Origin of the sequence: Hallerella succinigenes (assembly GCF_002797675.1) — a bacterium.
GTDB classification, from domain to species: Bacteria; Fibrobacterota; Fibrobacteria; order Fibrobacterales; family Fibrobacteraceae; genus Hallerella; species Hallerella succinigenes.
The window spans coordinates 137,888-162,191 of record NZ_PGEX01000001.1; the positions used below are offsets into that span (position 1 = coordinate 137,888).

Consider the following 24,304-nt stretch of genomic DNA (forward strand, 5'->3'; position numbering starts at 1 on the left):
AAATGGAAAAGATTAAAAAGACGAACGCAGCACGCAGCCTCGACCAAAAGCACATTGCGTACGAATTAATTCCGTATCCTGTTGACGAAAACGATCTCGGCGCAGAACATGTCGCCGCAACGTTAAACGAACCTGTCGAACGCGTGTTCAAAACGATTCTCGTCCGCGGCGACAAAACAGGTCCAATCATCGGTGTTGTACCGGGCCACTTGGAAATCTTTTTGAAGGGCCTCGCCAAGGTTTCCCAAAACAAGAGTGTCGAAACCGTTCCGCTCAAGGAGCTTTTACCGCTCACCGGTTATATCCGTGGCGGCTGCTCCCCCATTGGACTTAAAAAACCGTTCCCGGTGTTTATCCATGAAACGGCTTTGAACTTTGACTATATCTATGTGAGCGCCGGGCAGCGCGGTTTACAGCTCAAGCTCGACCCCAAGGATCTGGTGAAAGCGGTAAACGCAACCGTTGCCGCAATCGCAGAACCTAAACCGCGTTTGTAAGCCCGAGCTTTTGCACCATTTCGATATCGCCACGGATCGTGGTGCCGCTCGTGGTGAGCATATCGCCGGTGATGCAAGCGCTTACGCCCGAAACAAAAGCTCTTTCGCCAAAGTCGCTCAAAATCTTTCGGCCCGCAGCCATGCGAATGTTTGCTGTCGGATTGATGTAGCGGAAGAACGCCAAAGTCCGCAGAAGATCTTCTGCGGAAATTTGTTTTAAATGTTCGAGCGGAGAACCCGGAATCGGCATTAACGCATTGATCGGAATCGAATCGATTTCGAGTTCCGCCAAACTCATCGCCATATCCAAGCGGTCTTCCCAGGTTTCACCCATGCCGATGATACCGCCCGAGCAAACAGCAAGGCCGACTTCCTTGACCATGCGAATTTCTCGCATTTTGTCTTCGTAAGTATGCGTTGTGCAAATGTTCGGGAAGTTGCGACGGCTGGTTTCGATGTTGTGATGGTAGCGGGTTACACCCGCCGCCTTCAAACGTTCGATCTGTTCCCGCGAAAGGAATCCCATGCTCGCGCAAAGTCCAAGCTTTAACGTGCGATGCATTTCTTCGTAGGCTTCGATCGCCATATCGAATTCTTTGCCCGTCAAAGCGCGGCCCGCGGTTACAAGCGCGTAACGGTTCACGCCTAGGCTTGCATTGCGCGCTCCTTCAGCCACAATCTTTTCCGGAGGAAGAAACGGATACTCTTCGCATTGCGTGTGGTGATGGGCGGACTGAGCACAGTACTTGCAGTTTTCCGGACAACGGCCGCTTCGTGCGTTAATGATCGTGCAAAGATCGACACGGTTACCGCAGAAGTGCTTCTGAATCCAGCCAGCACCCTTTAAAAGTTCATCGAGGTCACAAGTGAGGAAAAAGGACAGATCGTCACCGCGCACAATGCGATGTCCGTCGATAATCCTCTGGGCCAACTCCAAGAGATCCACTTTTGCCATTGACTGATCCAACCTTAGGAATGATTGCCGGGCAAATCTTCCTTCGTAAATGTCAATTTTTTACCGTCGGCATCCGCGTCGATTTTTACCGTCGAGAAGTCTGTGAAGGTTCCCATCAACAGACCTTCCGAAAGTTCGTCTTCCACGAGCTGCTGAATGCTTCTGCGGAGCGGTCTTGCGCCAAGAGCCGGATCGTAACCATGATCCACGATCGCTTCCTTCGCCTTCTCCGAAAATTCGAGCAGCACGCCGCGTTCCGAAAGGTTATTCTGCACGTTGCCGAGCAGAATGTCCACAATCTGAATCAAGTCCTTCTTGTTCAGGCTGCGGAAAACAATCTGGTCATCGATACGGTTCAAGAATTCTGGCGAGAATACGTTCTTCGCTTCTTCATGAATCGTCGCTTCCATGCGTTCGTAATCATCCGATTCCGAAAGCTTTGTAAAGCCCATACCGGTGCTGTGCTTTACTTCACGGGCGCCGACGTTCGAAGTCATGATGATGATCGTATTCTTAAAGTTAATTTTGCGACCGAAGCTATCGGTGAGCTGACCATCGTCCAAAATCTGCAGCAGCAAATTGTAGACGTCCGGGTGCGCCTTTTCGATTTCATCGAGAAGCACGACCGAGTACGGGTGCTTGCGCACCTTTTCCGTGAGCTGTCCACCGCCTTCTTCGTAACCGACGTATCCCGGAGGCGCACCGATCAAACGGGAAATGCTGTGCTTTTCCATGTATTCGCTCATATCGATCCGGATCATGGAATCTTCAGCGCCAAAGAGCGAAAGCGAAAGAACCTTCGCAAGTTCCGTTTTACCGACACCGGTCGGGCCGAGGAACAGGAAGCTTCCCATCGGACGGCGCGCATCGCGAATGCCCGCACGGGAACGGCGGATCGAACGGACGACCGATTCCACGGCGCGGTCCTGTCCAATGATGCGCAGCTTGATTTCCTTGTCCAGATTGATCAGCTTCTTCGTTTCTTCATCGGCCAAGCGGGAAATGGGAATCCCCGTCATCTTGCTGATGACATCGCGGATCATATCTTCGTCTACGATCAAGCATTCCGTTTTGCGCTTTTCGAGCCACTGTTCCTTGACTTCCGCGATCTTCTTCTGAAGTTCATCGGATTCGTCACGGTACTTGGCAGCGTCTTCAAACTTTTCCGTGCGCAAGGCCTCTTCCTTGTTCGAAGTCGCTTCGGCAAGGCGTGTTTCCATGTCGCGGAGTTCCGGCGGAACCGCCATGCTTGCAAGGCGCATGCGAGCGCCCGCTTCGTCAATCACGTCAATCGCCTTATCCGGCAAGAAGCGTTCCGAAAGATAGCGATCGCCCAAAGCAACAGCCGCTCGGATCGCTTCCGACGTGTACTTCACCTTGTGATGGCGTTCGTAACGGTCCACAAGACCGTTCAAAATTCTGATCGATTCTTCGACAGTCGGCGGATTCACCAAGATTTTCTGAAAACGACGTTCGAGAGCCGCATCCTTTTCGATGTACTTGCGGTATTCATCCACCGTCGTTGCGCCGATACACTGAAGTTCCCCACGGGCAAGAGCCGGCTTAAAGATATTCGAAGCGTCCAGGCTTCCTTCCGAGCCACCTGCGCCGACGATCGTGTGCAATTCATCGATAAAGAGAATCACCGCGTTTTCGTTCTTCTGAAGCTCCATGATCAGAGCCTTCAAGCGTTCTTCGAACTGGCCGCGATACTTGGTACCGGCGACCATCGCGGCGACGTCCAACGTAATCACACGCTTGTTTTCGAGCAGTTCCGGAATCTTCTTATTGACAATCTTCTGAGCGAGACCTTCGACGATAGCCGTTTTACCGACGCCCGGTTCGCCGATGAGAACCGGATTGTTCTTTTTGCGGCGGCAAAGCACCTGAATCAAGCGTTCAATTTCTTCAGCACGTCCAATGATCGGATCGAGCTTTCCCTGGCGAGCGAGAGCAGTCAAGTCACGACCGAAATGATCAAGAATCGGAGTCTTGGACTTTTGTTCCTTATCGCGGCGCGGTGCAAAATTACGGGCAAGATCAGGATCCATTCTCTGCGGACGAGATTCGTCCTTCACTCTTTCAATCGCCTGACGCAGAGCGTTATATTCGACACCGGCAGCTGTCAAAGCGGCGGCAGCATGCGATTCGGAAACCTTTAAAAGCGAAATCAGAACGTGTTCTGTCCCAATGTAATTGTCATCGAGCATCCGAGCTTCCACAGCGGCAGCCTGCAAAACGTCCTTCGCATGTTCGGTGAACGGCAACTGGGAACCTATCGTCATCATGCCGCCGGCTTCCGAAATCGAGCGTTCCACATCCTGAGCGAGATTTTCAAGATTCACTCCGAGCGTCTTGAGCGCGGCAGCGGCAAAGCCAGCACCTTCGCGCGCAATGCCCAAAAGCAAGTGTTCCGTTCCGACATGTTCAGAATTCAAACGTCTCGCTTCATCTCTTGCGTACTGCAAGACTTTTCTCACACGATCTGTAAAGCGACCTGACATTGTTTAAATCTCCTTCGCATTAAAATCTTGATATGGAACCAAGATGCCTCCCTGCATGTGAACACGTTTCGTGGCAAATTCCGCCATCCGTTCGTCGTGCGTTACCACGAGCAGGGTTTGCTTGTAATCTTCGTTAATTTGTTTAAAAAGCTCATTCAGCATCCGGGCATTCTTTTCGTCCAAGTTGCCGCTCGGTTCGTCGGCCAGGAGAACATCCGGATTGTTCATCAAGGCGCGGGCCACGGCAACACGCTGACGTTCACCGCCCGAAAGTTCGCGCGGCAAATGCTTTAAGCGGTCCTTCAGGCCCACCTTCTGCAAAAGTTCCTCCGCATGTTCCTGAACCGTTTTCAAGTTCGCATGCGGATTCAAAATGCGAGCCGGAACGCAGACGTTTTCAAGCGCCGTAAATTCCGCAAGCAGATGGTGGAACTGGAAAACGAATCCGACCTTCTTCGAATGGTATTCATCCTTTTCCGCGGAATTCATCTTTCCAAGGCTCTTGCCGTTGAAGATAATTTCGCCCGAAGTCGGCGTATCCAAGGCGCCCACTAGATTCAAAAAGGTGGACTTGCCCGAGCCCGAAGCTCCAGTTAGCACGCAAAATTCGTTTTTAGAAAGTTCAAAATCGACGCCCTTCAAAATTTCAAGGCGTTCCCCCGTTTCGCAAAAGACTCGGGTCAAGGCTTTGGTTTCAAGCAAGATATCACTCATGGCGTATTGCCCCCACCGGATCGAGCTTTGAAGCCTTCCAAGCCGGAAGGAGCGTCGAAAGCGTGCAAAGAAGAATACCGACCACGAACACGACAATTACATCGAGCGGATTGATCAGGACCGGGAAATACGGCAACACGTAAACATCGCCCGGCAGCGTAATGAAATGGTAGGACTGCTGTAAACCGCAGAGCGCAAGTCCCACCGTACCACCGAGAATCGTACCGCCGACACCGATGAAAGAACCCATCAGCATGAACACGCGCATCACACCGGCCTTCGAAAGTCCCATGCTGCGCAGAATGCCGATTTCCTTCGTCTTGTCCGTCACCACCATGATGAGCGAACTGATAATGTTGAACGCCGCCACAAGAATGATCAAACAGATAATCGCCGCCACGATGAACTTTTCGTAATTCATCCACTTGAGCAACGTAATGTTCTTGGTTTTCCAGTCGATAAAGTAATACGGATATCCGATGACTTCGCCCGCACGGTCTGCGCTTTCGCTCGCCTTCCACTGGTCCTTCACACGGAACTGCAGGCCGGAAACCTGGTTTGAATCCATGCCCAAAAGCTTCTGTGCTTCCGGGATTCCAATGTAGGCGATATTTCCATCGTATTCGTACATGCCCGTTTCAAAAATTCCAGAGACGACACAAGAAAGAATCTTGGGACCGCCCGAAGACATCGTCGCCTCGGTACTCTGAAAGGTCTGCAAAATGATCTTGTCGCCGACGAGCACCTTCAGACGGTTCGCAAGCGAAATGCCAAGGATCACCGCCGGACGACGGTCAAAATTCGAATCGGGAAGACTGTCGAGCGAATAGTTTCCGCTCACGATCTTTTCCGAAAGGTCCACCACTTTTTTCGAACGTTCTGGATCGATGCCGTACAGCACAATGCCGTCGTTCACCTTTTTGGAACTGATGCCGACTTTGTAAATGACAAAAGGCGCCGACGCTACGACATCGGAGTCGTTCGCCATCACCTTATCCGCAATCGTATTGAAGTCTTCTACAGGATCGCTGCGGTACGCGTACATTTCAAAATGCGCGTCCTTGCCAATCATCTGTGCGGTGACTTCTTCTTCAAAGCCGTTCACAGCCGAAAGCGCAACGATCAAAGCGAACACGCCGATACTCACCCCCAGCATACTGAAGATGCCTATCAGCGAAACAAAAAGGCTTTTACGTTGCGCACCGAGGTAACGCCATGCAATCAGAAGTTCGAGTTTATTCATGGATCTCGCGAACCACCTCCAGCTAAGCTTAGGTTTCCGGCTTCATCAACGGGAAGAGGATCACATCACGGATCGTCTGCTGGTTGGTGAGGAGCATGATCATACGGTCAATGCCAAAGCCAACACCACCGGTCGGCGGAAGTCCGGATTCCACAGCGTCGAGGAAGTTTTCATCCATCGGGTGCGTTTCACCTTCACCACCGCGACCACGGCGAACCTGATCTTCCAAAAGTTCGCGCTGACGGATGGGATCGTTCAATTCGGTATAAGCGTTACCGAGTTCCCAGCCGTTTGCATACGGTTCAAACTGTTCGATCAAATCCGGGTTCACACGGTGGCTCTTGCAGAGCGGCGTGCTTTCCTTCGGCATGTCGATGATAAACGTCGGCTGAATGAGCTGTTTTTCCACGGTGAGTTCAAAGAGTTCAATAATCGCACGGCCACGAATCCATTCGCCGTCCATCGAGCCGCCGAGCTTCTGGATTACAGCCTTCAGGTCATCGTCCGACATCGTGGTGACATCATAGCCGCCGAACTTCTGGATGGCATCGTACATCGTATAACGCGGCCACGGAGCCTTGAAGTCGATTTCCGTGCCCTGATAATTCACCTTCGTCGAACCCGTTGCAGCAATCGCTGCACGTTCGTAAATGTTTTCGAAGTGAATCATCATGTCGTTGTAGTCTGCATAAGCCTGGTAGAATTCTAGACCGGTGAATTCCGGGCTATGCGTACGGTCCATGCCTTCGTTGCGGAAGTTCTTCGAGAATTCGAAAACGCGTTCCATACCGCCGACAATGCAGCGCTTCAAATAAAGTTCCGGTGCGACGCGCAAGTAGAGCGTCATGTCCGCCGCGTTGTGGTGCGTGGTAAACGGACGCGCATTGGCACCGCCGTAAATCGGCTGGAGCGTCGGGGTTTCTACTTCGATAAACTTGTTTTCAAGGAGATATTCACGAATGGACTGAAGCACACGGCTGCGCTTGATAAAAACATCACGCACGTCATCGTTCAAAGCCATGTCGATGTAACGTTCGCGATAGCGGGTGTCCACATCCTTGAATTCGTTGAAAATCTTCTTATTGCCGTTTTCGTCGATGATTTCCTTAGGAACCGGGAGCGGACGCACGGCCTTCGAAAGCATCGTAATCTTTTCCGCCTTGACGGAATATTCCCCTGTCTTGGTTTCCATCATGGTGCCATCGACACCGACGAAGTCGCCGAAGTCGATCATCTTGACGATTTCATAATCCGCTTCGCCAACGATGTCCTTGGCGCAAACGATCTGAAGACGACCGTAGCGGTCTTTCAAATGCATAAAGCAGAGTTTGCCCTTGCGATTGAAACGAATGACGCGACCGGCGAAAGCGATTTTCTGTTCCGATTTCAGAAGTTCATCTTTCTGGTTGCGAAGATCTTCCGAAGTGTGAGTACGGTTGAACTTGTGCGGATACGGGTTGACGCCCATTTCCTTGAACTTTGTGAGCTTGTCGAGACGAGCCTTAACTTGGTCATTCATTTCTTGCATGGTATGAATCCTATAAAAAGATTTTTGCGCTACCAAAGATAGAAATTCTAGGCTTTTCCGAACTGCAAGAACGCAAAAAAGGCTGCCCGATAGGGCAACCTTTTCTAAGCTTTTCAAGAATGTCTTACTTGTTCATGCGGCAGCGCTTTTTTTGAAGCGGAGACATGCCCGGCTGATCGCAAGGATCCGAAGAAGTTGCCCTCTCTGCAGAGGCGGCCGGCTTTGCCGTTGCAGTAGAAGTCGTTGCCTTCTGCCGCTTTGCAGCCTGTTCCGCCTGCATCTGCTGAAGCTTGCGCTGACGCGGAGAAAGGTTCTCGTTGGAAGCGGCTGCTGCAGCACGGGCCTTTTGGGCCTGGACTTTCTGAGCCTGTTCCGCCTTCTGCTTTCTTGCGGCCTCTTCCGCTGCGGCTTCTTCGCGAGCCGCCTGTTCAGCAGCTGCAATCGAATCGCGGCGAGCCTTTATCGCATTCTTCTGGCGTTCAGCAGCGGCCTTACGAGAAGCCTGTGCCTGAGCCTTGGAAAGCGGATGGGCAGAAGCCTTGAAAATCGCGTTCGCGTTTTCCGGATTTCTGAACACATCGCCCGGATTGCCGCGCTTGCCCTGGGCATCTTCAAGGGCTCCCTTAGCCCAAGCATCGCTTGCAATCGGCGGAAGAAGCGACAACTTCAAGTTCTTGATTTTTGTAGGGAATTCATCGACACCATCCGAATAGTACATCATCACGTCATAAATACCTGCCTGGTATTCAAGACCGTCAGATGCGCCAATCGGAGCTTCCGAATAGGCGACGACAATATAAAGTTGGTCATCGTCCATGCTGTAAAAAAGCATGTCCGGATCCCCCTGAGGCGCTTTGACTTCACCTTCGGCAACAAAAGCCCAAGGTGCGTAGTCAACGCGAATCGAGAAATGGTGATAACCCTTAGAAGCTTCCGAAAGCGAAAGATAGTCCGCGTCAAAAGCCTGGAACGAAGGTTTCACCTGCGCAAAGGAGAGAATTGCGCAGCCAAGAACCAAGAACATAGCCAATTTCTTAAGCATTTTATTCTCCTAAACAAAAGCCTTACTTGTTGAAGAAGAGCGCCTTGGCCGCTTCAAACATAGCGTCCTTTTCTGCTTCTTCACGGCATTCCGTATAAATGCGCACCTTCGGTTCCGTACCAGACGGACGGATGAGCATCCAGGAATCGTCTTCGAAAATAATCTTCACGCCGTCCAAAGTCAAGACTTCGCGAACCTTCTTTTCCTTATCGCCGACCTTGACCACAGTGCCGACTTTAGCCTTGCAAGCCACAGCGTTCACCTGAGCGACGAGCGGATCGCCAACGAGGGACTTGTCCACTTCGAAGCCTGCGCGGTTCGGGTAGAATTCGCCGAATTCCTTATAAAGTTCTTCGAGGTATTCGCCGAGGTTCTTGCCGGTCGTTGCCATGATTTCGAGAGCGAGAAGAAGGCCGAACTGAGCGTCCTTTTCGAGCGTGTTGTTCAAGCCCGAAATACCGTCGGATTCTTCGAAAGCGATGAGAGCCTTCGGATTCGCCTTGCGGGCAAGCCACGGGCGGAAATTCTTGAAGCCGACCGGAGTTTCCATCACCGGAGCGCCGAGCTTGTTCGCAATGACGTTCACAAAATTGGAAGTAGCGACGGACTTTGCGACAACGCCCTGTTCCTTGCGCCAGGTCACCATATAGTGGTAAGCGATTGCGCCGAAACGGTTCATGTCGATTTCACGGGTGCCGTCGTAAAAACGAACGCGGTCACCATCCGGGTCGAAAATGCAGCCGAGACGGAACCAGCTCTTGCTCTGGTCGAGAATCTTCTTCACGCCTTCGAGGTTTTTGGAACTCGGTTCCGGAGCGATTCCGCCGAACAGCGGATCGTCTTCGGTACGCAGGCACATGAGGCACTGTGGATTGCCGAGAATCACGTTCGGACGCTTGCGGGTTGCGCCGTGGACGTGGTCGCAGACGAGGGTCAAGCGGCCTTCGTCGAGAAGCTTCTGGATGCGGGCGAACTGGATCGTGCCCTGCTTGTGGAGGAATTCGTTGTAAACTTCAATGGAATCAAAAGCCTTCATTTCGACTTCTTCGAGGTCTTCACGCTTGAAGTCCTTCATGAGTTCGTTCGAAATGCGGGTAATGTGGCAAGTGATTTCCGGACCCGCAGGACCGCCATCAGCCGGGTTGAACTTGATACCGGCATAGTTGGACGGGTTGTGGCTCGGGGTCATGTTGATCGAGCAAGCGGCCTTGAGAAGTTCAACGGCGGCGGAGAATTCCGGCGTAGCCATTTCGCCACCGTAGTAGATTTTCTTCACGCCAGCCTTGGCAAAGACCTGAGCGACTGCCTTGCAGAATTCATCACCGAGAAGACGGTTGTCGTGACCGAGTACGATACCGCGTTCCTGAAGTTCTTCGAAGTTGGCAACGCCAAGAGCTTCAAGGAGTTCCGCATCCGCTTCTTTGTACATGCGAATGATAGCAGTAGCGATCACTTCGACTGTGCGGAGGGTGAATTCCGTACCGATTTCACCGCGGAAGCCGGACGTACCAAAGCTTACCTTGCACGGTTCGACACTTGCGAGGGCGATCTTCTTGACGTCTTCGACAAGATGCATGTCGGTGGCGGGGTTGAATTCAGAGGACTGGATCTTTTTCCAAAGTTGAGCAGCTGTTTCCATCAGTATTCCTATTAGGTGAATTTGACGTTCATAATCTAATAAATTTCTATTTTTGGGAGCATGATTAAACTGAAAATTGCAAAGCATGTCGCAGACAACACTGAAGCTCATGCATTATTCTATGTAAAAAAAGCCGTTCAATTTTCCTCGGTTCTGTCCGAAAATGGAGAAATTCGAGTTGCGAACGTCCTCTCCGAAATGGAAAAAGGCATCTGCCAAGATCTTGAAATCGTCGAAATCGACGGTCACAAGACCATTTTTGTAAACGCCGCCATGGAACGCGGACTGTCCTCCCTGGATCATCTTCGTATGGCGGGCTACCGTCTGGGCAAGCGCGCCCGCCAAAAACAGTTCAAGACTGTCAAACTTCTGCTCGCAGACGCCGCAGACGAACAGGCGAAGGCGATTTTCCACGGTCTGTATTACAGCGCCTACAAGTTCGACAAGTACAAGTCGAAAACGACCAAGGACTTCACCGTCACGTTCGACATCGAAGCGGGCGAACGCACCAAGGACTTTGAACGCATTGCGGCAGAAGTCGCCGTAGAACAGCACTATACAAACCTCGCCAAGGACTTGATCAACACGGTCGGTTCCGAGCTTTACCCAGAGGCTTTTGCCCACATCGCCATCCGCGAAGCCCACAAGGTTCCGGGTGTCGCCATCTCGATCCTGAACTCGAAGCTCCTCGCCAACGAAGGCTTCAACGGACTCTTGACCGTCGGTGGCGGAAGCCGTTTTGAACCGTGCATGGTCAAGCTCACCTACAGCCCAAAGAACGCTCCCAAGGACAAGCACCTTGCAATTGTCGGCAAGGGCATTACCTTTGACACCGGCGGAATTTCCTTGAAGCCAGCCAAGAACATGAAGGAAATGCAAAGCGACATGTCGGGTGCGGCAGCAACCCTTGCCGCCATCTGCGCCGCAGCAGAGCTCAAAATTCCGCTCAAAATTTCCGCCTACCTTTGCCTTGCCGAAAACCGAATCGGTTCCGGAGCCGTGCTCCCGGGCGATATCTTCAAGGCGAAGAACGGCAAGACCGTGATGGTCGATAACACTGACGCCGAAGGACGCCTGGTGCTTTCGGACGGCATCTGTGCCGCTGCCGAAAACGGTGCGACGCACATCGTGGACCTTGCCACGCTGACCGGCGCCATGGTCCGTGCACTAGGCCCGGCAATCACCGGTTACTTCACAAACGACGAAGAACTTTCCCAAAAGATCAAGGCTGCGGGCGACGCAACCTGCGAAAAGTTCTGGCAAATGCCGCTCGAAGACGAATACGCAAACGAGCTCGACGATCACTATGCCGATCTTTCAAACATCGGCAAAAGCGCCGGTGCAATCCTTGCGGCACTTTTCCTCCGCGAATTCGTTCCGGAAGGAATCAAGTGGTCTCACTGGGATATCGCCGGTACCGCCTATGTGGAACGTCCTTGGAAGTATACGACTTACGGAGCCACGGGCATCGGTGTCCAATCCCTTATTGAACTCTCACGTGAACTTGGAGACAAAGCGTGAAAAACGTAGATACGATCGCCGTTCTTGACTTCGGCGGACAATATGCGCATCTGATTGCAAATCGCGTGCGTCGGCTTGGTGTCTTTACCGAAATACACTCCCCTAGCGCTCCGGTGAGCGAACTCGAAGGAGTGAAGGGTATCATTTACAGTGGCGGACCTTCGAGCGTGTATGCCGCAGATGCTCCCGAATACAATCCGGAAATCCTTTCGCTCCCGGTGCCAAAGCTCGGCATCTGCTACGGTCACCAGCTGATCGCGCAGCAGCTCGGCGGACACGTGGAACCGGGCAAGATCAAGGAATACGGCATTGCAGACCTGATCGTCGGCGATGAGAATTGCCCGCTGCTGAAGGGACTTCCGAAAGAAAGCCCGATGTGGATGAGCCACGGCGACCAGGTGACAAAGCTCCCGGAAGGCTACAAGATCGTGGCAAGCACGAAGGACTGTGCCGTTGCCGCCGTCGCTTTCGACAGCGAAAGTCCCGACCGCCAGATTTACGGTATCCAGTTCCACCCGGAAGTCACGCACAGCAAGTTCGGCATGAAGCTTCTCGAAAACTTCGTCGACATCACCGGCGCACAAAAGACCTGGAACATGAAGAGCTACCTGCCGCTCATCACGGAGCGCATCCAGGAACAGGTCAAGGACCGCAAGGTGTTCTTGCTCGTTTCGGGCGGCGTCGACTCCACCGTTGCCTTTGTACTTTTGAACCGCGTTCTCGGACCGGAAAAGGTTCTCGGTCTGCACGTGGATAACGGCATGATGCGCCTTGGCGAATCCCAGAAGATCATGGACTTCCTCACGAAGGAAGGCATGAACAATTTGAAGGTGTGCGATGCAAGCGAACACTTCCTCGAAAAGCTCAAGGGCGTGACCGCTCCGGAAACGAAACGCGGCATCATCGGCAAAGAATTCCTCACCGTGAAGGACGAGGAAATGGCAAAGCTCAACCTGGATCCGAACCAGTGGATGATGGCACAAGGCACCATCTACCCCGACACGATCGAAAGTGGCGGAACGAAGAACGCCGACAAAATCAAGACGCACCACAACCGTGTGCAAGAAGTCCTGGATCTCATGGAAAAGGGTCTTGTTCTTGAACCGCTTGCGGATCTGTACAAGGACGAAGTCCGTGCCCTCGGCGAAGAACTCGGCATTCCGCACAACCTCGTGTGGCGTCACCCGTTCCCGGGCCCGGGCCTTGGCGTGCGTCTGCTCTGCAGCGATGGCGTTCTCACGAATGATATGGTGCAGTTCGATAACGTAAAGGATAACGACGGAAAGTCCCTCGCCGAATACCTCCAGGAAAACCACATCGACGGCTATCTGCTCCCGATCAAGAGCGTGGGCGTCCAGGGCGACGGCAGAACCTATGCGCAGCCGTTCCTCATCACGACTCCGGGCTTAAGCTGGAAGCTGTGCGAAAAGTTCTCCACGGAACTTGCGAACCGATTCAAGTCCATCAACCGCGTGATTTACCAAATCGGCAGCGTCGCAAAAGAAGCTCCGGTACTCGTTCCGCAGTACGCCACCCGCGAAAACTTCGATACGCTTCGCAAGTTCGACAACATTTGTACGGAATTCTTGCAGGAAAACGACCTGTACGAAAAAATCTGGCAGATGCCGGTGGTTTCCGTCCCGCTCCACGTTCAGGGCAAGCCCTGCATTGTGATGCGCCCGGTGAACAGTACCGAAGCCATGACCGCAAACTTTGCCGAAATCGACCAGGGCCTTCTCGCAGGGCTCTGGCGCAAGTTCGAAGCGGACGACGCGGGCAGCCTCTGGTACGATGTGACCCACAAGCCACCTGGCACTATCGAATGGGAATAATTGCAGCTGTAAGGTTCCAAACCCTTTAGCAAAGGCCTCTGAGAGTTAACTCAGAGGCTTTTTCGTATGTGCAACAAGGTTTGGAACTGGGTTCTTGCCTTTGCGTCAACCCACTAATACTTATCTGAACAGCATTTTCAATAGTAGCAATTTGGCTTAATCTTTTCTTTTGAAATGGCGTCGTAGCTTTATTTCTTCCACACGTGTTCGCGGTGGTATTGCAGATACGGCAAGTGATGGGCGTCTATCCAGCGGAGGTGCATATCGGGATAGATGCCTACCCTTTTCAGATTAGATTCATTCAGCTGAGACGATAGCATTATATTACCGGCATCGTCGAAGGAAACTAAACCTTTGTCAAAGAGTGCATCCAGGTTGGCGCTTAGAAGGAATCCATTGTACACGTCGAGGCGTTCTTCGGCGGAGCTACAATCCTTCCACGGCTTCGCGTGACTGGCACGAAGAATTTCTGGAATTGTGCAGTTGGTAACTGCACAAGCGCCTTTCCAGTAGTTCATTAAGGCTTCACGGTACACATCTTGGCCAACACGCTGCTTGACGGTTTCCTCGGTTTCTGTTGCCGGTAGGCCTCCGGCGACAATCTGACGCCAACGAGTATTATATATATCAATCGGTGTCGGCGGCAAGGCAATGAACAGTTCTTGCATACGGCGCAGTACACGACGAAGCGATTCGTATTCGCGTTCTTGAACAATAAATTCTTGATCGTTGACATAGAAGGCGCCATTGATGCGGAGTTCGGCTTCATTGAATGAGGCAGTAAAGGTCACGTCCATTTCGTGGGCACAACACTTGACTGAAGCACGTTCGTTATGCGAAGCGCTACCCAGAGTGACGGTATCCGGGCCATCGGATTCCACGATGCTCCAGCCGCTATCGGCTCCGGCCTTTTTTATCAGTTCCCGTTCAGTAAAGGTCATACTAAGCAGCCCTTTCTAAAGAGTTGCACGCTATTCAGACATATTGAATGTCTTCTGAAATACAATTTTCTGGAAATATTTTTCTTATTCTGTCGAAACACCCGTTTCGTTGCCAGAAGCAAACCTGAATTTGGCGTTTTATATGATAAACGGCAGCATTTGCTTTATCAAAATGCAGTATTGGGTCTCCTCCTAAATCCATTCCGCCTTCAGCTAATGTGCGAATAGAATCAAATTTTTTCGATGACGGATTACTTTTCATCGAAGCTCGAAAAAAAATAAATTACCTCGCTTAACAATTCTGGCTTACGGCTTTTACTCTTAACAAAAACTCCAATTATACGCTCAATCAACTCAATATGGTCAGGATTATCAACCAAATTAAGGCAACCTGCATTATCACCATAGATATATTCAAGTGTGTAAATTGCGTAGGCTCCCCCGCAATGAGTTTTACCCCAATGGTGAGCATGACTTTTAAAACCTTCCCAAAAATAATAACCATCCCCTAACCATGGTCGATAACCGATATGCCTTTTTTCATAATCAGTTATGGCGTTGGCTTGAGTAATCTGCTTGCTAAAAATAGGAACGCACGATGTTACGTTCTGTGGAGGAGGCTCAGAGACGGTTTGATACAAGAGTGCCATCAATCAATCTCTGTTGTATTCTTCTTTACAAAATCCTTGATGCCAGAAAGGTTGGACAAAGGCAAAATAATGGCGCAACCAAAATTAGCCTGTTGAGAAACAAGACTTACGTAAGCGCGTAAATAAGGGTAAATGATGGCGATTCCATTTGCATAAAAGAAGTCTGGAATGTCAGAAACTGTTTTTACAGATTCACCAAAAACATATTCACCACAACATTTGACTCTAAAAAATGGTTTTTCGACACTTCCCGTAGATGCAGTAAATGTCACTTCCAATATTGCAGAATGCGAACTCTTGCTAAAAATACACTTCGGCCCAAAGTCCACCCTTATATTTTCGTTCGGAACAAATCCCTTTGATGTAAGGACAATATCATCGAACCAATAGCGTTTTAATGAAAAGGCAGGAGCTTGAGCTTCCATTAGGCAACCATCACATAGCAAGGAGCGTTGTAATCAGATTCAACAGATAAAGATACATTGGAATAAGCATTTGCCGCTAAAGACGACAAAAAACAACCATGCATTGTATCAAGAGATAAATCAAAACCAAACGATTCGCCATTATCTCTTTCTTTTGCCATAGAATCAACAATCGAGTCAAACTCGGTTTGGCTCATCGAATCGAGATATCTTTCAAAATTATTCAAGAGTTCTTCGTATTCGGGCTTCATTTTAGCTCCAGTTGTTCCTTTTTTCATGACAAAAATACAAAACATTCGAAAATGCAGACGATTGTTCTTAATCATTATCGCCTAAAAAACTGCTTTTGTCAACACTTTTTTTGTTTTTTCACCTCTTTCTACTTAATTCATCTTGTCCCAGGCTTCGAGGACGAGGCGTTGGGTGCGGTATTCGCCGTAGGTGGAGAGTTCGGCGTCGCGGAGGACGCGGAAGGTTTCGCTGGGATAATCGTCGCCCATGACGGTTTTGGGGTCGAGGATGTATTCGAGGTCACGGCGGGATAGGCCGTAGAGTCGGGCGAAGTAGGCATCGAGTTCGGCGCGAAGCTTGGCGCGGTGAGCATCTTCGAAGACGATGGGCGGAATGGAGGCCGGATCGAAGTTATTTGCGGCAAGGGTTTCGATGTCGGTGCCGGTTGGCAGATCCTTGTGCTGGGCAAGGATGTGCTTGCGGAGGTCCACGCTAGCGTCGTTCCAGAGTGCACGTGCCCATTCGACGATGTCGGTAGCGGTATAGGTCAAGGCGAATACACGTGGAACGATAAAGTTTACGGCCATTTCCGTATAGGTAGACGGAGGCAACACAGGCGTTTGTTTCATATAAAAGTAACTGAAATTTGCGCCACCCAATTTATAACGAACAACAAAGTCGCACGGCAATGTAGACATATTTGCTAACAAACATGCTTGAAGACACGCTTCAAAGTTACATGCGCTAAAGAGCAATAACGAATCTCCAGTTCCACATAAAGGTAAAACGGTAGCAATCATCGTTCGGCTATCAACAGCACGAGCTATCTTCCTATATCCCATCAGATACTTGGGGCAGTATTCTTCGGCGGCAGCGAGCAAGTTCTGCACGATATCGCCACTCTTGGCGGCATCGAGATAGACCTTCTGCAACTTGGCATCCGATTCCGTCATAGCAAGGCGCTGGCAGAGTTCACGCAGTTTCGGTCCATCCTCTTTACGCAAAGCTGCAACTACAGAGGAATCAAGACTGGTAGCGCGGAGCACGGTTTCGGTATAGGGCACCCAGTATTCAGGCTGGGCCGCAAAATTAACGTCGGCCTTCTGTTCAGCGGAAACATCTTCAGGGTCCTTTTCGGCAAGGAACGTCGCCCAGCGGTGATCCATCTGGTGCATCATCTTGGCTTCGTACAGCGGAAGCATAGGCTTGCCATCGGGACCATTGCCGGGAGCCTTCGCAAAGAAATTACTTGCAGATGTCATATTATACATCTGTTGGAAGGTGATATTCCACGGATTACCGTTCTTTTCATCGGATTCACGGATAAATACGCCCGCCTTGCGGTATATCTTCTTTGCAAGTTCGGCATCTTCCTGGCTTCGGAACACGGGGCATGTGTGCGTATTCGGGTTAATCAAGTCAAAGTCTTCCGCCGTCATCGAGAAATGGCGTCGTTTGTCTTCGAGTTCGGGCACGTTCTTGAGGAAGAACGCAAAGTCGCCCGGCGTGTTTCCGGCAGCAATCGTCAGCAAGCAGAACTTGAACATTCGATGCACATTGGGGAATATGCCTTCCTTGTTTTCGAAGTCATAGAGACTACGCAACATTCCCTTGGAGGCGATTTCACCAAAGAATTCCTTGGTCGAGTCGTCAGTCGCAATTCCCGAGGGGCACACAAACCCAGCGGTTCCCCATCCATTGCGAAGACGCAAGTTAAGTTCAGCGAATTTTGAATATAGGTTTACCTTGCCATAAGAAGTCAAGGGGAAACGTCCACTATTCCCATAGTAAGTGTTTTCCGCTTCCATGGCATGTTTCCTAATCTCGTACAACGCATAGATTTGCGGACGTTCCTTCTTTAACTCATCTATGGCAATCTTGCGATCATTGCCGTTCAAAGCGGCAATTTCTGGCAACAAGTTCGCAAAGAACTCGATTTCCTTCAATTCTGACACATCCCACGGCGGATTACCCACCACGCAGTCAAAGCCACCCTTAGCAAACACTTCTGGGAACTCCACCGGCCAATGGAAAAACGAGTATTCCTCGCTCAGCTTGGCTGCAAGTTCACGGATACCTTGCTTACTTTCATCAAGGTCGTTCATCACGTCGTAAACATCTTCGCTAGTCGGAATTGACAACGGATCCGTCTTTCGAGCGAAAAATGCCGCCGTATAGAGATCGCAAGCGAGCTTATTCTTCACATATACACTGTCTTGCTGTAACTTCTCGTAAAGTTCGCGTTTCCGTTCTTCAGCCTTGATATCGTCATTTGGCAATGCTTCAATCTGCCTGGTCAGCGCCACCAGACGGTCGTTCGTAATGGGGTTCTTCTTTTCGAAGGCGCTAATCTGCCCCTTGCCACCGCGTTCCTTTTCGTTCGACTTCTTGAGCAAGGTGCATACGGCCTTGTCGTCGCCGGTAAGCGCCGTATATGCCGCCGATGGCATACCATTGTTCAAAACCTTGAGATCGAACACACCTACAAGCGAGTTCCCATGCTTGATATGGTGATTCAGGAACGAGAGCGGCTTGCCCGGTTCATAACCTTCGAGCCAAAGCGCGGTGCGAGCCAGTTCCACAGCCATTTCGTTCAAGTCTACACCGTAAATGCAGTTGGTAATCACATCGCGGAGCGCCTTACGGTAAGTTTCGGCGGTTGCACTCTCCCCCGTCTTTTCAAGGCGCTTTTCGCTAAGGACTTCAGCCAAGCGGCGGCTACCGGCAAGCAAAAAGTGCCCAGAACCGCTGCCAGCGTCAATCATACGGAAATCAAGGATGGCGCGTTCGTAATCCGGCGCACGGTTTTCCTTACGGGCAAGGTCTTCTTCGGCCTTGAGCTTCGCTTCGATGGCGGGTTCAAGAGCCGTCTTGATAAGGCTCTGAACAAGGCTAGCATCGGTATAATAACTACCGCTGAGCTTACGGGCGTTACCCTTGGTCGAACCGTCTTCGATAATGCCATCTTCGTCGCCCACGCCCACGAAACTGAAGGTCTTGGCCTGTAAATCCACATGCGGCACAAGTTCCAACAGACTCTCGTAAACGGAGCCGAACTCTTCGGTGCCCATATTACGATAATCGGTAAAGGTCTTCACCCCGTCGATATCGTTCCAGCGGAGCTGACGGATGGCCTTCATCAGGTGTTCATTGTCAAGTTCGCACGCATCCAGTAGCGGACACTGGTCAGCCTTGAACAGACCGCCAAGCGGCATCAAGTCCAGATTATCGTTGCCTTCCTGGAATGCCTTATAGACCACCTTCACGCCATGCCAGAGGTCGATATAGCGGTCGGTACGGATAGCCTTTTTGACGCGTTCAGCCAAGCGGTGGACGCTGTAGCCAGTCCAGTAAAGTCGATGGGCGTTACGGAATCTGGGTTCAAGTTCCGCGTCGGTGCCGGATTCGCTCGGATGGGCAAAAATCAGGCCGCGTTCTTCGATAGTGCTAAGGAAGAGGAATCGGTAAACTTCGCGGAGTAGCGCCTTGTAGAACACCTGAACGGTATAGGGAGCACCGTCCGGGCGCTTGCCTTCGGCAAGGGAGTTCAGAAGCACATTGTTGCCGGGGCCTTCGGTCTTCAGGAATCCGGCGCCAAGGTATAGGAGAGCGTTCGTCACGCCGGTACGCAGACCTTCACGCACACGCGTACCCTGCAATATGCCTTCGGTACGCCACTGTTCCCATACGTTCACGCGACTAGCCTGCATAAAGCACCAGAACGCCACAAAATCAGGATAACGGTCTTCCTTGAGGATGGATTCGATATTGAACGAGAGGTAGCTGGGACGGACAAGGCTTTCGCTGTCGCGGAGCAGGCGGAGTTCACGCCCATTGGTGACAATCGCCCAAGTGCAAGGTTCACTTGCGTTCAGGAACATCTGGGCTAGCGCATAGCCGCTCTTTTTGCGGCTAGTCACGCCTTCGATGGTGAAACGGGCATCGGCCTCGTCGAGCGAGAGGTCTGCTGGCACAATCACGAGCGGGACACTCGGCGTCACGTAGGTCGTCACCGGGTATTTCACGCCGCCGATTACGGCTGGCTGTTCCTCGGTAATACCGGTATAGTCGAGAGCGGTACCGAAAAGCTGAAAGACGAAATTCTTGAGACTGTCAAACGAGGCATTCTTGGAGGCGTATTCGGCATAGAGCGCCTTCGCAATACTGAAGGCGCGGCTGGTCTGGTCGCTGAACTTGATTCCCGGAGGCAAGTTGTAGTCTTTTTCGGACTGGGCCGAGCACTTGCGCTGGGCAATCTGGGCGATACTGTCGCTTACAAAGAGGGAACCGACCAAGTCAATTGTCGAAAATTCAATTTGGTTCTTTTTCATCTGAGTATTTCCGAGTTCAGCAAAAATTCAATCAGGTTCACGTGAAGGATTCCGTCCGTATCGCGGAATGTCTCGGGGATGTCGTTCTGGACGATGATTTTCGAGAAGAAATCCTTGGCGAGTTTTAGCGAATCGAGTTCCGCCTTGATTTTTTCGTCGGTGTTCATCTGCCAAGCCGACTGGATGTAGATACGCTTGTCGCCGTGGTTTACTACAAAATCGATTTCCTTTTGGACCCTTCCACCTTTATTCCTATCAACAACGACACCCACATCTACCGAGTAGCCTCGCGAAACGAGTTCGTTATAGACAATGTTTTCCATCAAGTGACCGGAATCAATCTGACGGAAATTCAGTCGGGCATTGCGCAGCCCCACATCGGTAAAGTAATACTTGTTCGGGTAATCGAAGTAATGCTTGCCTTTGACATCGTAGCGTTTGGCCTCGCTTACGATAAAGGCATCTTCACAGTAATCGATATAGTCGCTTACTGTATTCACGCTCAATTTTTCGTTTTTGACGCTCTTGAGTGCATTCGTGATGTTGGTCGGGTTCGTAAGGGAACTTATCTGGGAACTGAGATTATCCAGTATGTTTCCAAGAATGTCGGAACGCGCCACATTATTGCGTTCCACGATATCCTTGATATAGACTTCATCGAAAAGCGATGCGAGATACTGCTTTTGCTGCTCCGAGTTTTTCAGTTTCAGCAAATAAGGCATTCCACCGTAAAGCATATAGGCGTCGAAATCGTCGCGGACATGCCCGGCCCTGTACCCGTGAAATTCGGCAAAGCTCAGCGGATAAACGTGTATTTGCGATGCGCGGCCACGAAATTCTGTCGCGATGTCCTTGGAAAGCATCTTCGAGTTGCTGCCCGTGACATAGACATCCAGATTCTCATAGTCCTTGAGTTCGTTCAACAAATCGTAAACGGTGATTTCGTGCCCAGCATTGTCGGGATCCGGAACAGAATAGCAGAACTGGATTTCGTCGATAAACAGATAATACTTTTTACGGCGGTCCTTTATTTGCGATTCCACGTATTCGGCAAGGACTACCGGGTTCCTGAACTTCGCGAACTTGCGTTTGTCCAGTTCAAGCATAATGATGTTCTCTGCCCTGGAGCCATTTTTCAACAGGTAGTCGTAAAAAAGATGGAACAGGAGCGTCGATTTTCCACAACGCCTGATACCTGTAATGACCTTGATCTGGCCATCCCACATGTAATCGACAATCTTTTTTAGATACCGTTCGCGATCAATCATTAACGCCTCCATCCAAGCGAAGTCTTGACTGAAAAGTTACGCCAAAAATGGCAAAAGAATTCAGGCATAATATAATAAAAAAGACTCGCCACAGGTCATTATAGGTCGCCTCCGGGCACAAGCACATAACATCCAATCAAGTCCGCCGGTAGGCACGGTTCCACGGTCACGGTTCCGTAACGCTGGGCACTGGCAGAACGGACACGCAGATGGTCTTCGGAAAGCACGGTCCCGCGTCTTTGGGCAAGGTTCGCAAAAAGCCGGGTGTTATTCCGGTAAAAGTCAAGCGCACGCGCCACATTGTCACGAATAACGGGTTCGCCAAGGTTTCCGGTTGGACTTTCTTCGAGCAATGCGTTTACGTCGCCGTTTTCAAGGATTCGAGGTTCACCAACCAAGTTGACAGCCACAGCCACGGCCTCCTCGGCCATCATCAGCTTGGGCGTATTCTTGCCAGTATTGCGCAACTGGTAACGAACTCGGAGCAAGTAAATGGCGGTCAATTCCTGGACCGATTCGGATTCGTAGGCGCCCGAACGAGCCGCAATGTCGTTCTTGCTAGAAAGTGCGCCTTCCAACAGGTAGCTGGATAGACTTTCCACGATGGGGTTCGTGCGGTGTATAAAGGCATAGCCTTGCGGAGGCGGATACGCAAACGATATCTTCAGCGGCTTTTTCAGGTCCTTCTTGGGGAAAGAGGCCTGTAACTGGCTACGGATTTCGGGCGGCAAACTCTTGACATCGAGGGTAAAGGCATGCTCCGAAGCGCGTTCCTTCGCCGCGTTCAGGCGCGTCGTCGCCACATCGAAGAACTTCTGCACATCTTCGGAGTCGCCAAGGGCATCCTTCGTCTTGTCCCATTCCGGCATGATTTCTTCGGGTTTCAAAGACTGCTGGCTAAAGATGGTGCGGTTACGGCGTTCCTTGTCGATGGCGCGTTGCCAGTTCTTTTCCACATTGTTCACATCAGTAGCGAACTCTTCGCCAAAATCGAGTTCCAGTTGGCCGTTCTTGTCGGTAGCCACGTATTTCTTGAGCAGAGCCGCTTTCACGAGCGCCACGCGAATGTTGCCGTTGTCTTCGGGCACCGGGACAGAAATACCAAGGTCTTCCTTGATTTTTTCGGCCTTGCGAAGGATGACATTGAAGATCAGGCCGTCCACCGGATTGTCGGCACCGTAAAGCATGGTGCACCAGACATTCTTGCACTGCTGACCGAAACGGTCCACACGGCCTTCGCGCTGTTCATGGCGAGTCGGGTTCCAAGCCAAGTCGTAATGAACGACGGCATTGAAGTAGTCCTGAAGGTTGATACCTTCGGACAGGCAGTCCGTCGCCACGAGAATCGGGGAATCGGATTCCGCCAACTCGCGAACCTGTTCTTCGCGTTCCTCATTGGTAAGTTCACCGGTTACGCACGCTACGCTACATTTGGGGAACTCCGCTTTGAGCTGGTCTGCCACATAATGAGCCGTCGCGATATACTTGCAGAAGATAACCGGACGGTAAGTATCGCCCGTCTTCTTTACCATCTTGAGCATATCGTCAAGATGCTTGGCAAGGCACTTGAATTTAGGATCTTCCAGCTTGCCACTCAGGGATTCGGCCTTCGCTATCAGGCGCTTTACAGCCTCGGAGTCTTCAAGCACCGGGCTTACAAACTGGTCATTCGCTTCGGTATCGTCTTCGCCGTCGTAGGTTTCGGTGATGTAGCCTTCCAAGAGAGCCGCATTTTCGGCAGTATCTTCGGCCAGCTTAGCGTTCTCCTCGATACTGTTCAAACGCGTTGTCAGGGCACTCTTGGCGGCAAGCGGACTGGACGAAATACAACGCAACAGAGCAAGCGTCGCGTACCACATCATCCGACCCTTGAATCCGTCGGTTATTTCGGCCCTGTTCGCAATATCCACACAGTATTCGCGGACCTCGTTAAAGAAGTCGCCCCATTCACCCGTCAGCTTGTAGGTGATTTCCTTGGTCTTGCGGTCAGGGAAAGCGGCCTTGCCGGGATAGTTCATCACGTCAATTCGGCGACGCTGCACCAGATGGCGTCCCAAGTCTTCGCGGAGCTTCATCTTTTCGCTGGAGGAGTGGTCCACGGACAGGTCGTCAAGTCCGGCATAGTCCTTTTTCAATAGCGAAAGAAGGTTGTTGAAGGCGTGTTCGTCGCCGGAATGCGGCGTTGCCGTCAAAAGGATGATATGGCGTTCCTCGTTCGCAGCCAAGTCCTGCAACAGGGAGAATCGCAACTGACGGCCACCGCCCACGCAACAGGTATGAGCTTCATCGACCACCAACATGGCATCGTCGATATGGGTCTTGAACCAGTCGCGGTGAGTGTCGCTCTTGATATAGTCCAGCGAAATGACCGCCGCCGGGTAGTGTTCAAAGAACTGTTCCGTCTTGCTGACCTCCTTTTCGAGGTTAGCAATAGAACGCGCCGTAATACCGACAGCGTCGATATTGAAGTGTTCCTTGAGTTCCGTCACCCACTGGGTTACCAGATGAGGCGGGCAAAGAACGACAAACTTGGAGATTTCACCGCGTTCGTAGAGTTCTTTCACGATAAGTCCAGCTTCAATCGTCTTACCGATACCTACGTCATCGGCAATCAGCAAACGGACTACCGGCATTTTTAGCGCCATCAGGAGCGGAACCAGCTGGTAGCTTCGCGGTTCAAAGGCCAAATGGCCAAAACTGCGGAACGGCCCGGCAGCATTCGTGAGCTTTAGCTTCAGGGCATCACGGAGCAGCTTGGCGGATTCAAAACGCCCGATATCGGTCGTGTTCGGAGCCGGGAATACGGCACTTTCAAGTTTCGTATACTCAATGGATGGCATAATAACCTGAGTTTCATCGTCGGTCCCCCCAAGCGGACGGAGCTTGATGCAATCCTTCAAGTCGCAGGGTTCAACGACCCATTCGCGTCCACGCACTTTGACAAGAGAGCCTAAAGGGTAAGTCACAGTATCAGCCATCTTAA

At 51.2% G+C, this 24,304-nt stretch carries 18 protein-coding genes; 3 read left to right on the plus strand and 15 right to left on the minus strand.

The genetic code is table 11. The annotated features are described in order from the left end of the window. Positions 1 to 2: 2 nt before the first annotated feature. On the plus strand, positions 3 to 497 hold the full coding sequence (gene ybaK / locus BGX16_RS00640; RefSeq protein ID WP_100424328.1) for a Cys-tRNA(Pro) deacylase: 495 nt from the start codon (positions 3 to 5) through the stop codon (positions 495 to 497). Here the strand turns inward: ybaK and bioB are convergent. The 7 genes from bioB to BGX16_RS00675 all read right to left on the minus strand — a co-directional run bounded on the left by bioB (position 481) and on the right by BGX16_RS00675 (position 10,122). After that, positions 481 to 1,443 carry a biotin synthase BioB gene (gene bioB / locus BGX16_RS00645; RefSeq protein WP_100426691.1) on the minus strand — a complete coding sequence of 321 codons (963 nt, stop codon included), beginning with the start codon at positions 1,441 to 1,443 and terminating at the stop codon, positions 481 to 483. The genes ybaK and bioB overlap by 17 nt on opposite strands. Positions 1,444 to 1,466: 23 nt before the next feature. After that, entirely contained in the window at positions 1,467 to 3,956 is a 2,490-nt protein-coding gene (locus tag BGX16_RS00650; RefSeq protein ID WP_100424329.1) for an ATP-dependent Clp protease ATP-binding subunit, read from the minus strand. Positions 3,957 to 3,959: 3 nt separating this feature from the next. Further along, positions 3,960 to 4,670 carry an ABC transporter ATP-binding protein gene (locus BGX16_RS00655; protein ID WP_100424330.1) on the minus strand — a complete coding sequence of 237 codons (711 nt, stop codon included), beginning with the start codon at positions 4,668 to 4,670 and terminating at the stop codon, positions 3,960 to 3,962. Beyond that, positions 4,663 to 5,913 (minus strand): FtsX-like permease family protein, encoded by a 1,251-nt coding sequence (locus tag BGX16_RS00660; protein ID WP_100424331.1) that lies wholly within the window; start codon positions 5,911 to 5,913, stop codon positions 4,663 to 4,665. The genes BGX16_RS00655 and BGX16_RS00660 overlap by 8 nt, the downstream gene beginning before the upstream one ends. 28 nt (positions 5,914 to 5,941) lie before the next feature. Next, a complete protein-coding gene (gene lysS, locus BGX16_RS00665; RefSeq protein ID WP_100424332.1) occupies positions 5,942 to 7,441 on the minus strand; it encodes a lysine--tRNA ligase in 1,500 nt (499 codons plus the stop codon). A 124-nt stretch (positions 7,442 to 7,565) separates the two neighbouring features. Continuing rightward, entirely contained in the window at positions 7,566 to 8,483 is a 918-nt protein-coding gene (locus tag BGX16_RS00670) for a hypothetical protein (RefSeq protein WP_157797793.1), read from the minus strand. 22 nt (positions 8,484 to 8,505) lie between these two features. After that, a complete protein-coding gene (locus tag BGX16_RS00675; protein WP_100424334.1) occupies positions 8,506 to 10,122 on the minus strand; it encodes a phosphohexomutase domain-containing protein in 1,617 nt (538 codons plus the stop codon). A gap of 60 nt (positions 10,123 to 10,182) precedes the next feature. Between BGX16_RS00675 and BGX16_RS00680 the strand changes: the two genes are divergently transcribed. Next, entirely contained in the window at positions 10,183 to 11,643 is a 1,461-nt protein-coding gene (locus BGX16_RS00680) for a leucyl aminopeptidase family protein (RefSeq protein WP_100424335.1), read from the plus strand. Then, positions 11,640 to 13,475, plus strand: coding sequence for a glutamine-hydrolyzing GMP synthase (gene guaA / locus BGX16_RS00685; protein WP_100424336.1), 1,836 nt, complete (start codon positions 11,640 to 11,642; stop codon positions 13,473 to 13,475). The genes BGX16_RS00680 and guaA overlap by 4 nt, the downstream gene beginning before the upstream one ends. A gap of 188 nt (positions 13,476 to 13,663) precedes the next feature. Here guaA and BGX16_RS00690 read toward each other — a convergent pair whose 3' ends face one another. From BGX16_RS00690 to BGX16_RS00720, 8 genes are all read right to left on the minus strand, one after another. Then, positions 13,664 to 14,416 (minus strand): HNH endonuclease, encoded by a 753-nt coding sequence (locus BGX16_RS00690; protein ID WP_100424337.1) that lies wholly within the window; start codon positions 14,414 to 14,416, stop codon positions 13,664 to 13,666. 34 nt (positions 14,417 to 14,450) lie between these two features. After that, positions 14,451 to 14,678, minus strand: coding sequence for a hypothetical protein (locus BGX16_RS14400; protein WP_157797794.1), 228 nt, complete (start codon positions 14,676 to 14,678; stop codon positions 14,451 to 14,453). Continuing rightward, positions 14,668 to 15,066 carry a hypothetical protein gene (locus BGX16_RS00695; RefSeq protein WP_100424338.1) on the minus strand — a complete coding sequence of 133 codons (399 nt, stop codon included), beginning with the start codon at positions 15,064 to 15,066 and terminating at the stop codon, positions 14,668 to 14,670. Before BGX16_RS00695 ends, BGX16_RS14400 begins: the two co-directional genes overlap by 11 nt. Beyond that, positions 15,066 to 15,491, minus strand: a complete 426-nt coding sequence (locus tag BGX16_RS00700) for a hypothetical protein (RefSeq protein ID WP_100424339.1) — start codon at positions 15,489 to 15,491, stop codon at positions 15,066 to 15,068. The genes BGX16_RS00695 and BGX16_RS00700 overlap by 1 nt, the downstream gene beginning before the upstream one ends. After that, positions 15,491 to 15,817, minus strand: a complete 327-nt coding sequence (locus BGX16_RS00705) for a hypothetical protein (RefSeq protein ID WP_146139510.1) — start codon at positions 15,815 to 15,817, stop codon at positions 15,491 to 15,493. The genes BGX16_RS00700 and BGX16_RS00705 overlap by 1 nt, the downstream gene beginning before the upstream one ends. A 57-nt stretch (positions 15,818 to 15,874) precedes the next feature. Further along, entirely contained in the window at positions 15,875 to 20,053 is a 4,179-nt protein-coding gene (locus tag BGX16_RS00710; protein ID WP_100424341.1) for an Eco57I restriction-modification methylase domain-containing protein, read from the minus strand. Further along, positions 20,050 to 21,321 (minus strand): ATP-binding protein, encoded by a 1,272-nt coding sequence (locus BGX16_RS00715; protein ID WP_100424342.1) that lies wholly within the window; start codon positions 21,319 to 21,321, stop codon positions 20,050 to 20,052. Before BGX16_RS00715 ends, BGX16_RS00710 begins: the two co-directional genes overlap by 4 nt. 98 nt (positions 21,322 to 21,419) lie before the next feature. Beyond that, positions 21,420 to 24,299 carry a helicase-related protein gene (locus tag BGX16_RS00720; RefSeq protein ID WP_100424343.1) on the minus strand — a complete coding sequence of 960 codons (2,880 nt, stop codon included), beginning with the start codon at positions 24,297 to 24,299 and terminating at the stop codon, positions 21,420 to 21,422. Positions 24,300 to 24,304 lie beyond the last annotated feature (5 nt).